Annotated in this window: 2 protein-coding genes and 1 pseudogene; all 3 read right to left on the bottom strand. The window is 28.3% G+C overall.

The window, feature by feature from the left end; all coding sequences use genetic code 11:
* Positions 1-67: 67 nt before the first annotated feature.
* On the bottom strand, positions 68-322 hold the full coding sequence (locus tag D3Z33_RS16415) for a hypothetical protein (RefSeq protein WP_160198852.1): 255 nt from the start codon (positions 320-322) through the stop codon (positions 68-70).
* A gap of 12 nt (positions 323-334) precedes the next feature.
* Positions 335-766 carry a single-stranded DNA-binding protein gene (locus D3Z33_RS16410; RefSeq protein ID WP_160198853.1) on the bottom strand — a complete coding sequence of 144 codons (432 nt, stop codon included), beginning with the start codon at positions 764-766 and terminating at the stop codon, positions 335-337.
* Positions 767-771: 5 nt separating this feature from the next.
* Positions 772-1,424: pseudogene (locus D3Z33_RS16405) on the bottom strand (hypothetical protein); the annotation flags it as partial.

Here is a 1,424-nt window from a genome sequence, read left to right as displayed (position 1 = left end):
TCTTAAACTCTTTAATTGCTCTATATTTCTATCTGAACATTTCTCTTTTTCTAATGTTAATGGCATTTTATATCACTGTCCATTTACTTTTTTTGATAGCCTGTACAAGTTGATGTGTACTGAGTTCTTTCACAACATCTATATTGAATTCTCTATTAAGTTTTTTATTTTCATATGCAACTTTAGAAACATTGAATTTAAATCCATTGTCTTTAAGTAAATCATGTTTCAATCCTAAATAACTTTTTAACTTCTGTTCTAATTCTACTTTCTTTTTTTCATACAAAACTTTATCTAATATTTTTAATCCTGTTATTTGCATTAATAATCCTCCCTAAAATGGTATATCTTCATCATCTACTGGTTGAAATCCATCCATATTTCCATATCCATTATTGCTAGAATTAGAGTTATTATTATCTTTATTTCCGAACTCTAAGAATTGCACCCTTTCAGCTACAACCTCTGTAATATAAACTCTTTGGCCTTCTGAATTCTCATAGTTTCTAGTTTCTATTCTGCCTTCAACTGCTACAAGCCTTCCTTTAGCAAGATAGTTTGCACAATTTTCTGCTTGTCTTCCCCATACCACTGTTCTTAAAAAATCTGCTGTAGGTTTATTTGCAAGTTCAAATTCTTGTTTTTTATCTTTGCTTAGATTCTTGTCTACAGCCAAAGTAAATGTTGATACTGCAGTTCCATTACCAGGTAAAAATCTTAGTTCTGGATCCTTTGTTAATCTTCCTATAAGTATTACTTTATTAATAATAATCACATCCCACTTATTTTATTTTCAAATTTTTTTCTAACCTTAGCTTCTAGTTCATCAGCAGAATACTTTGTTGTACGTTGCTCAAAATTATGGAATTGAGTCTGTACTTTCTTCCCTTTAGGTTTCTGAGGTTTTTTCTTACCTCCTAAATCCATACCTCCATTGGTATTCCAATTGGTAAGTATTGTTTCTACATAGGATTTTGATCTTGCATCATGTTTTTCTGCTAACAATATTGCATTTTTAAACCATTCAAATCCATATTGCTCTAATGTTTGTTTAATCCATTCTGGTGTAAAACCATTAATAGTAAAACCACATTTTTGATATAGATTAGCTAGTACTTTAAAGTCATCTTTTTTAGTATCTGATAATTCCTCTTCATTCAAAAGATCATTATCAAAATCATCACAACAACCATCATTCTTTTTGTTGTTATATTCTTTACTTTTCTTTACTTTACTTTTCTTTACTTTACTTTGTGTACTTCTGTTATCATTAATCGAGTTAATGTTAACATTAACTAAGTTACTGTAATCATTATCTAAATCTATTAATAAATATTCTAAAATAACATTAATATCTTTCCTTCTGCTAACTGCTTCTAAAAATCTTTTTTGTATTCCTTTAGATGTCAATATCTTATATTCAT

This window comes from Senegalia massiliensis, from assembly GCF_009911265.1.
Taxonomy (GTDB): Bacteria; Bacillota; Clostridia; order Tissierellales; family SIT17; genus Anaeromonas; species Anaeromonas massiliensis_A.
This window is presented reverse-complemented; position numbering and strand designations above follow the sequence as displayed.

What these genes read in the sequence shown, in the direction of transcription:
- D3Z33_RS16415 (WP_160198852.1), bottom strand. Translation starts at nt 322, where the DNA reads ATGCAAATAACAGGATTAAAAATATTAGATAAAGTTTTGTATGAAAAA.